Origin of the sequence: Tepidiforma sp., assembly GCF_034432735.1 — a bacterium.
GTDB lineage: Bacteria > Chloroflexota > Dehalococcoidia > Tepidiformales > Tepidiformaceae > Tepidiforma.
On record NZ_DAOUBJ010000044.1, the window covers coordinates 26,046 to 32,135 of the forward strand.

Annotated in this window: 8 protein-coding genes; 5 read left to right on the forward strand and 3 right to left on the reverse strand. The window is 68.0% G+C overall.

What is annotated here, in order from left to right; genetic code table 11:
• Positions 1 to 78 precede the first annotated feature (78 nt).
• Positions 79 to 1,170, forward strand: coding sequence for a M20/M25/M40 family metallo-hydrolase (locus VAE53_RS04645; RefSeq protein ID WP_322818201.1), 1,092 nt, complete (start codon positions 79 to 81; stop codon positions 1,168 to 1,170).
• Between the two features lie 3 nt (positions 1,171 to 1,173).
• On the opposite strand, the gene VAE53_RS04650 is transcribed toward VAE53_RS04645, so the two are convergent.
• The 3 genes from VAE53_RS04650 to yqeC form a co-directional block, all read right to left on the reverse strand.
• Positions 1,174 to 1,926 (reverse strand): ACT domain-containing protein, encoded by a 753-nt coding sequence (locus VAE53_RS04650; protein ID WP_322818202.1) that lies wholly within the window; start codon positions 1,924 to 1,926, stop codon positions 1,174 to 1,176.
• A gap of 69 nt (positions 1,927 to 1,995) precedes the next feature.
• Positions 1,996 to 2,322: a hypothetical protein gene (locus VAE53_RS04655; protein WP_322818203.1), complete on the reverse strand. Its 327-nt coding sequence runs from the start codon at positions 2,320 to 2,322 to the stop codon at positions 1,996 to 1,998.
• A 16-nt stretch (positions 2,323 to 2,338) separates the two neighbouring features.
• Positions 2,339 to 3,145 (reverse strand): selenium cofactor biosynthesis protein YqeC, encoded by an 807-nt coding sequence (gene yqeC, locus VAE53_RS04660; RefSeq protein WP_322818204.1) that lies wholly within the window; start codon positions 3,143 to 3,145, stop codon positions 2,339 to 2,341.
• Here yqeC and VAE53_RS04665 point away from each other — a divergent pair.
• From VAE53_RS04665 to VAE53_RS13175, 4 genes are all read left to right on the forward strand, one after another.
• Positions 3,144 to 3,761, forward strand: coding sequence for a molybdenum cofactor guanylyltransferase (locus VAE53_RS04665; RefSeq protein ID WP_322818205.1), 618 nt, complete (start codon positions 3,144 to 3,146; stop codon positions 3,759 to 3,761). The genes yqeC and VAE53_RS04665 overlap by 2 nt on opposite strands.
• 197 nt (positions 3,762 to 3,958) lie before the next feature.
• Positions 3,959 to 5,359, forward strand: a complete 1,401-nt coding sequence (locus VAE53_RS04670) for a sigma 54-interacting transcriptional regulator (protein ID WP_322818206.1) — start codon at positions 3,959 to 3,961, stop codon at positions 5,357 to 5,359.
• A 1-nt stretch (position 5,360) separates the two neighbouring features.
• A complete protein-coding gene (locus VAE53_RS04675; protein WP_322818207.1) occupies positions 5,361 to 5,900 on the forward strand; it encodes a GNAT family N-acetyltransferase in 540 nt (179 codons plus the stop codon).
• A 38-nt stretch (positions 5,901 to 5,938) separates the two neighbouring features.
• Positions 5,939 to 6,090 (forward strand): RNHCP domain-containing protein (locus VAE53_RS13175; RefSeq protein ID WP_369294026.1); only part of this gene is annotated, 152 nt, incomplete at its 3' end.

The window sequence follows — 6,090 nt, forward strand, 5'->3', positions numbered from 1 at the left end:
GTCATTAACGGCACGGGAAATGTTCCTTACAGACCACGCCCGTATCCTCTCGCCCCAAGAAAAAACTGGAGCTCCGGCATGATCACCCGCGACCGCGCCGTCCAGACCTTCCTCGACCTTGTCGCGATCGACTCCCCCTCCGGCCACGAGGACGCCATCGCCGCCGAGCTCGAACACCGTCTCCGCCAACTCGGCCTCCAAACCGCTCAGGACGCCGCCGGCAACGTCCTCGCCCGCCTCGACGGCCAGGGCGAGCCCATCCTCCTCTCCGCCCACATGGATACCGTCGAACCCGGACGCGGCATCCGCCCCCAATGGGATGGACCCGACATCATCCGCAGCGACGGCACCACCATCCTCGGCGCCGACGACAAAGCCGGATGCGCCGTCATCCTCGAAGTCCTCCAGTCGCTCCTCGAAGACGGCCTCCCCCACCGCCCAGTCGAGGTCGCCATCAGCCGAGGCGAAGAAATAGGCCTCATCGGCGCCACCAACCTCGACTACCGCCGCATCACCGCCCGTGTCGCCATCGTCGTCGACAGCGGCGGTCCCCCCTCCAGCATCCAGGGACAGGCCCCCTACCACTACGTCTACGACATCGAAGTCTACGGACGCTCCGCCCACGCCGGCCTCGAACCCGAGAAAGGCATCCCCGCCATCTCCATCGCCGCCGAACTCGTCACCTCCCTCCCCCAGGGGCGGCTCGACCCCGAGACGACCGGCAATGTCGGCATCATCCGCGGCGGCCTCGTCCGCAACGCCGTCCCCGAAACCTGCCTCGTCCAAGGAGAGTTCCGCTCCATGGTCCAGGAGCGGGCCGAAACCCTCGCCCGCACCGTCCGCCGCCACGTCGAAGCCGTCCAGACCCGCCACCCGGGTGTCCACATCCAAGCCGACATCCGTATGGCCTATCCAGGCTACCGACTCGAGCCCGACGACCCTGCCGCTGCCCTTCTGTTCCCCATCCTCCGCTCCCTCGGCTTCCAACCCAATCCTCACCCCGTCGGCGGTGGAACCGATGGCAACGTCTTCCGCGGCCACGGAATCGCCTCCCTCGTCATCGGACGCGGCGGCTACAACCAGCACACCAAAGACGAATACCTCGTGGTTCCCGAAATGCTCGATTGCGCCCGCGTCGTCGAGGCGGCCTGTCGGTCGGGCATCGCCTGACCCCTACGCCGCCCCCAACGTCACCGCCCGCGGAGGCAGCGTCGCCAGCGACTCCAGAACCGCCGCCGGTCGCGAACCCGTCCCCCGCTCCAACACCGGACGCACCGCCCGGGCGAGCGTATCCAGCCGCTCCAGCTCACCCCGGTAGAACGGTAAGTTCAACGTGCGAATCGCCACCAGCAAGTCCGTAGCCCCCATCGGCGCCATCGCCACCCACGCCGCCCGCGCCTCCGTCGCGAACGCCGCCGGCGCCCAACCGTCGCTGGCCGGGAACGCCACCGCCCGCTGCTTCGCCAGCACCCATCGACCAGCGAACGCATCCCGAGGGCCGACCACCGCCGTCGCCGCCAAACCAGCCACCGGCACGAACCCGCCAGTGTCGATGAGCCGGACCACCGCACCCCGGTCAGCCCGCATCGAGCGGACCAAACCCGCCGCCAGCCGACTCCGCGCCTCCGACGGCGAGGGCGCGCCTGTCACCGCCCCAATCACCATGCCCATCTCGACCGCAGCGTCGCCAAACGGCGCATCGAACGTTCGAACCGCCACGTCCGGCCAAAAGGCGCCGATCGCCGCGCCGATCGCCTGGGCGCTCTCCGCCTCCAGCAACAGATCGTCCACCACCACATCCCCCTCGTGCGAAATCACATCCAGCCGCACGATATCGACCCGGTGCGCCGCCAGCGCAGTCGCGATCGCAGAGAGCGCACCCGGTCGGTCGGGCATCGTGATACGAATCGAACGGAAGACAGCCATACTCGTAGCATCGCCGCCCGCCATTGCTTCCGCGTTTCCAGCACGTAACGGTGCCATTACGTCCGTGCCTCAGTGCGCCGTATCCCGCTCGAAATCCCCATTCGCGAGCGCCGTCACACGTTCGGCCAGAGCCCGGCTCCCCCTGCGAACCGGTTCGAACCGCCACGCCAGCGCCTCCTCGAACACCTCCGCAGTCGCCCGCGGCACCGCCCCCTCCCGCGCCATGATCCAGGCCCCCGCCAACAAACGCAGGTGGTACACCGTCGCGCCGCGGTACATGCCCGCATCCAGCTCCGCCACCATCGCCGCGAACTCGCGCGCCACCCGCTCCGCCAGCGCCGCCGCGGGCAGCTTCACCAGCGGGTCGCGATCCACCACCCGCCCGAACGACGTCATCAAGTTTCCATAAATCTCATCCGTGATCCGTGGCCGGCGCCGAAACCAAGGCACGCCCCATCACCTCCAACACGGTTCCCTCGCTCGCATCCGCGATGACTACCCGGTCCAAGCCGCCATCCACCAGCCGCTTCGCCAGCTCCAGCGCCAGCGGCCCCGCCTCCACCCCGCCCACTCGATTCAAGAGCGCAGAGCAACGTGCACCCGGCGGCACCCCCTTCCGCCCACCCGCCCTGTGAAGCACCACCGAAGCCGCGACCGCCGGCGTCACCACCTCCCCGACCCCCGCCCCAGCGAGTCCCGCAGCCAGCTCCGCGCGATGCACCCACCTCCCATCCAACGGCCGCCCCAGCACCTGCAACCCAACGCACACGACAACGTCCGTCGCGCCCGCCGGAATCACCGGCTCGTGCTCCGCCGGCGCCTTGAACGGACGATGCGCCGAACCGTCCGCCTCCACGAGCACCAGTCGCCCCGGCTTTCGCAGCCCATCCACCACCGCCGGCGGAAAGCCCAGCATCCGCCCCCGTTCGCCCTCCCCAGAAGCGAGCGTCACCCCACCTTCCCCGGCAAGCGCAATCGACGCCGCCTCGACTGCCGACTCCGCCGGCACCATCACCAACCGCGGCATCGCCAAGCCCGCCGGCCGCGTGAACTTCACCGTCGTCGTCACCAACGCCGGGATGCCACGCTCCACCGCCTCGGCCGCCACCCGGAAGACGAGGCTCGTCTTGCCTCCTCCCCCGACAGCCGCCACCATGGCTCCCGGAGCGAACCCGAATGCCTCCAACAGCGACATCCCCTCGATCCTACGGTGTCCCATGACCGCTGGCATCGAAGCCATCATCCTCGCCGGCGGCCGCAGCACCCGCTTCGGCGGCGACAAAGCCTCCGCGCCCCTCCGCGGCCGACCCCTCCTCCAGTGGGTCGTCGATGCCGTCGCCCCAGCCGTCGAGCGCATCGTCATCGTCCATGCCCCAGGCCAGCGACTTCCCGACCTCCGGGCGCCTGTCCCCCTCACCCCGGTCCCCGACGAGACCCCCGGGCTCGGTCCCCTCGCCGGCCTCGCCACCGGCTTCGCACACACCCACGCAGAGCTCGCCTTCGCCTGCTCGTGCGATGCGCCCCTCGTTTCGGCCGCCCTCGTCAGCCTCCTCGCATCCATCGCCCGCCAAACCGGCGCCGACGTCGTCCGTCCCTTCGTCGGCGGATTCCCCCAACCACTCGTCGCAATCTACCGCCCAGCAACATGCCTCGAACCATTCCGGCGCGCCCTCCGAACCCCCACCACCAACCTCCGGATCGTCGCCGCCTGCGAAGAACTTCGCGTCATCGAGCCCGCCGAACCAATGCTCCTCGCGGCCGACCCCCAGCTTCGCAGCTTCCTCAACGCCAACACCCCAGAACGCCTCGCCGAAATCGAACGCCTCCTCCCCTGACTTCGCCATGTCGGCCAGCACACCCTCGGTTGACACGCCTACGGCCCACCCTATGATCGAGCTAGAGGCCCGGCACACCGAAGTTCCGGGCACACTGCCTCAGAGCAGTGTCCAGGAACGGGCTCGCGCCCCGGGGCGCCGCCCCTCCTTCGGCTCCCGGCCCCAATGGCCGGTAACGAACTTGGAGTGGCACACCAGTGACGACCCTCGAACGCCCCCGAACCGTCGGAGAACTCCGCGCCTCCGGGTACCGCGTCCTCCCCGTCCGCGAAGAGATGCGAAAAAATCTCATCGCCAAAATCCGCACCGGCGAACCCCTCTTCCCCGGAATCTACGGCTACGACGACACCGTCATCCCCCACATCGTCAACGCCATCCTCGCCGGCCAGGACATCATCTTCCTCGGCGAGCGAGGACAGGCCAAATCCCGCATCATCCGCTCCCTCGTCTCGCTCCTCGACGACGAAATCCCCATCCTCGCCGGCTGCGAAATCCCAGAAGACCCCTTCAACCCCATCACCCAGGCCGGACGCGACATCATCGCCCAAAAAGGCGACGACGCCGAGCTCGAATGGCTCCCCCGCGACAAACGCTACGGCGAAAAACTCGCCACACCCGACATCACCATCGCCGATCTCATCGGCGAAGTCGATCCCATCAAAGTCGCCGAAGGCCGCTACCTCAGCGACGAACTCACCATCCACTATGGCCTCATCCCCCGCACCAACCGCGGCATCTTCTGCATCAACGAACTCCCCGACCTCGCCGAGCGCATCCAGGTCGGCCTCCTCAACATCATGGAAGAGCGCGACGTCCAGATCCGGGGCTACCGCATCCGCCTCCCCCTCGACGTCTACATCGTCGCCAGCGCCAACCCCGAGGACTACACCAACCGCGGCCGCATCATCACCCCCCTCAAAGACCGCTACGGCGCCCAGGTCCGCACCCACTACCCCACCCGCATCGAGCACGAAATCGACATCATGGAGGCGGAACACCACCCCGTCCCCGCCGACTTCGATGTCGCCGTGCCCCAGTACATGAAAGAGATCATCGCCGAAATCAGCCGCCTCGCCCGCCGTAGCCCCGATATCAACCAGCGCTCCGGCGTCTCCGTCCGCGCCTCCATCGCCAACTACGAATCCATGCTCGCCAACGCCCTCCGGCGCGCCATCGTCACCGGCGAAGACCGCGTCGTCCCCCGCGTCAGCGACCTCCCCTACGTCGTCCCCGCCCTCTCCGGCAAAGTCGAATTCGAAACCGTCGAAGACGGCCGCGAAGACCAGATCATCGAAAAGCTCATCCAAGGCGCCGTCGTCGCCGTCTTCAACCGCTCCTTCAATCTCGGCGAACTCGAGCCCGTCATCAACCGCTTCCGCGCCGGCGTCGCCGTCGAAGTTGGCGACATGGTCCCCTCCCGCGAACATGCCGCCATCGCCCGCCAGATCGAAGGCCTCATGCCCGCCATCGAAAAGCTCGGCGGCACCCGAAGCGACGCCGAGACCGCCGCCGCCCTCGAATTCATCCTCGAAGGCCTCCACCTCAACAAACGACTCAACAAAGACCGCGTCGCCGGAAAAACCCAATACCGCGGCTAGCGTGACCACCACCACCCTCCGAATCCGCGAAATTGACCCCCATGGCCCCCTCTTCGAGGGGGCCATCACGGTCTACGGCGACGCCTTCGCCGAGCCACCCTACAGCGACCTCGACCGCGGCCGCGAAGTCCGTGCCCGCATCCGCGACACCCATCGCCACCGCACGGGCTTCCGCTTCCTCGTCGCAGAGCTCGACGGCGCCGTATGCGGCATGGCCTACGGCTACCGAGGCGCCGATGGCCAGTGGTGGCACGACGCCGTAGCCCGCTGGCTCGGCCCCCAAAAAACAGCCGAATGGCTGAGCCATGCCTACGAAATCGTCGAAGTCGCCGTCGCGCCCACCGTCCAGCGACAAGGCATCGGCACCGCACTCATCACCGCCCTCCTCCAAGACCGCCCCGAGCGCACCGCCGTCCTCAGCACCCGGACCGACAGCCGAGCCCACCAACTCTACCACCGCCTTGGCTTCGAATACCTCGCCGAAATGACCTTCACCCCAGGCGGCTGGCCCTTCTACATCATGGGGCGCCGCCTCCCCTGACCGTAACCTCCGCTCGCGTTACCGTTACATCCGTCCCCATGGCCGAACCCGAAACGTTCCGTTGCATCAAATGCCGAAACACCGTCGCCACCCACGCCTTCGGCACCACCCAGCGGAACCACTGCAACCAGTGCCTCTGGAGCCGCCACGTCGATAACTTCCCCGGCGACCGAAAAGCCGCCTGCGGCGG